The organism is Halomonas sp. 707D4, assembly GCF_024158685.1.
Classification (GTDB): domain Bacteria; phylum Pseudomonadota; class Gammaproteobacteria; order Pseudomonadales; family Halomonadaceae; genus Vreelandella.
Genome location: NZ_JAMZBD010000525.1, coordinates 1 through 2,059 on the forward strand (window position 1 = coordinate 1; position 2,059 = coordinate 2,059).

General features: G+C 66.6%; 3 protein-coding genes and 1 pseudogene. All 4 read left to right on the plus strand.

From position 1 onward, the window contains the following. Positions 1–389: nicotinate-nicotinamide nucleotide adenylyltransferase (locus tag BIS11_RS16125; RefSeq protein WP_367399226.1), on the plus strand; the 389-nt coding region annotated here is incomplete at its 5' end. A gap of 75 nt (positions 390–464) precedes the next feature. Next, on the plus strand, positions 465–860 hold the full coding sequence (gene rsfS / locus BIS11_RS16130; protein WP_253422530.1) for a ribosome silencing factor: 396 nt from the start codon (positions 465–467) through the stop codon (positions 858–860). 49 nt (positions 861–909) lie between these two features. Then, complete coding sequence (gene rlmH, locus BIS11_RS16135; RefSeq protein WP_227390956.1) at positions 910–1,377, plus strand: 23S rRNA (pseudouridine(1915)-N(3))-methyltransferase RlmH; 468 nt, start codon at positions 910–912, stop codon at positions 1,375–1,377. 62 nt (positions 1,378–1,439) lie between these two features. Next, positions 1,440–2,059: pseudogene (locus BIS11_RS16140) on the plus strand (penicillin-binding protein 2); the annotation flags it as partial.

The following is a 2,059-nucleotide window of genomic DNA, read 5'->3' on the forward strand; positions in this document are numbered from 1 at the left end:
CGCTAAAAGAGCTGCGCCGGGAAGTAGGGGGGCAGGCGCGTCTTTGCATGGTGATCGGCCACGACGCCTTTCTGCGCCTGACCGAGTGGCACGACCCTGACGCGATCTTCACGCTCGCGCACCTGGTGGTCATCGCCCGGCCCGGCTACCGGGAGGCGCGATCGCAAGCGCTTGCGGAACTGGTGGCGAATCGCGAAGTCGATAGCGTGGCCGAATTGATGGCGCGCCCTGGCGGGCGCTTTCTGCCGCTGGAGCTCGCCTCGCGCATGGCGATCTCGGCGACGGACGTGCGCGCACGCCTTGCCGAGGGCAAGAGCGTGCGCTATCTGGTGCCCGACGCCGTCGAGGCGCGGCTTTTTGCCCGCGGGCTCTATCAAACTGGCCGATAGCGCTGGTAGTCGATAAAGAAGCCGTTACAATGGCCGGCTATCGAGCGTCCACCACACGAGGTAATTCACGGAGTCATGCACATCGATACACTCAAAACCCTGGCGATCGACGCGCTGGAAGAACTCAAGGCCCGCGACATCACCCAGCTGGATGTCTCGGCGCTCACCCAGGTCACCGACCTGATGCTGATCGCCAGCGGCACCTCGACCCGTCACGTGTCGGCGCTGGCGCAGAACGTCGTCGAAAAGGCCAAGGCGGCGGGGCTCAAGCCCCAGGGCGTCGAAGGCGGCGACAACGCCGACTGGGTGCTGGTCGACCTGGGCGACGTGCTGGTTCACGTCATGCTGCCCGAAGCGCGTGCGCTCTATGATCTCGAGCGTCTGTGGGCGGACCTGCCCAGCGATGGCGATGGTGAAGGCGCCATTCGCGAGACGCTGCAAAAGCCCGACCAGCGGATCACCATGTCGTGAGCCAGACCTTGCGCAGGCGGGACTTGCACGCCGTGACGGGGTCGGGCTCATGAAGGTACGCCTGCTGGCGGTCGGCACCAAGATGCCCGCCTGGGTCGAGGAGGGCGTGGAAACCTACCGCAAGCGCCTGCCGCGAGACTTCAGCCTCGAGATCGAGGAGATCGCTCTGGGCCAGCGCGGCAAGAACGCGGATGTGGCCAAGGCGCGGGCGCTTGAGGGCCAGCGCATTCGCGAGCGGCTGCGCGGTGACGAGTTCGTGGTGGCCCTCGAGGTCGATGGCAAGCGCATCAGCACCGAGCAGCTCTCCCGCGAAGTCGGGGAGTGGCGCATGAACGGGCGCGACGTCGTGCTGCTGGTGGGCGGGCCTGACGGGCTCGAGCCCGAGGTCTCGGCGCTGGCCCACAGCCGCTGGTCGCTGTCGGCCTTGACCCTGCCGCATCCGCTGGTGCGCATCGTGCTCGCCGAGCAGCTCTATCGCGCCTGGACCCTGCTCGTCGGTCATCCTTACCATCGCTAGGCCCGCCTTCGGCATTCGCCGGGCGGGCTGGCTCGTACCCGATCCAAGAGTCGTCTGTTGCTATGCGCAAGCGCCGTGACACGCTTAAAAACGCCGAGCAGGAACTGCGTATCTTCCGGGTACGCTCGCTGCTCGCGATTCTCTTCGTCCTCGTCCTGACCGGCGTGCTCGCCAGTCGCCTGGCCTATCTGCAGATCGTCCAGCACGAGCTCTACACCACCCGCTCCGAGAAGAACCGGGTGCGGGTCGAGCCCTTGCCGCCCAATCGCGGGTTGATCTTCGACCGTAACGGCGTGCTGCTGGCGGAAAACCGCCCTACCTACAACCTGACGCTGGTGCGCGAGCGCGTCGACGACCTGGACGAGACGCTGGCGCTGCTGGTCGATTTGCTGGAGCTTCCCGACGAGGAGATCGAGGCGTTCAACGTGCGCTCGCGCCAGCGTCAGCGCCCGTTCCAGCCGGCGCTTCTGATGTCCGACCTGAGCGAGGACCAGATCGCCCGGCTGGCCGTGAACCGTCACCGCCTGCCGGGGGTCGAGGTCGAGGCGCAGCTTCTGCGCTACTACCCGGATTCCGAGATCATGTCCCACGTGCTGGGCTATGTCGGGCGGATCAACGCCGAGGAGCTTCGGGAGCTCGACACCGGGCGCTACGCGGGCACGCACTTCATCGGCAAGACCGG

What these genes read in the sequence shown, in the direction of transcription:
- rsfS (WP_253422530.1), top strand. Translation starts at nt 465, where the DNA reads ATGCACATCGATACACTCAAAACCCTGGCGATCGACGCGCTGGAAGAA.
- rlmH (WP_227390956.1), top strand. Translation starts at nt 910, where the DNA reads ATGAAGGTACGCCTGCTGGCGGTCGGCACCAAGATGCCCGCCTGGGTC.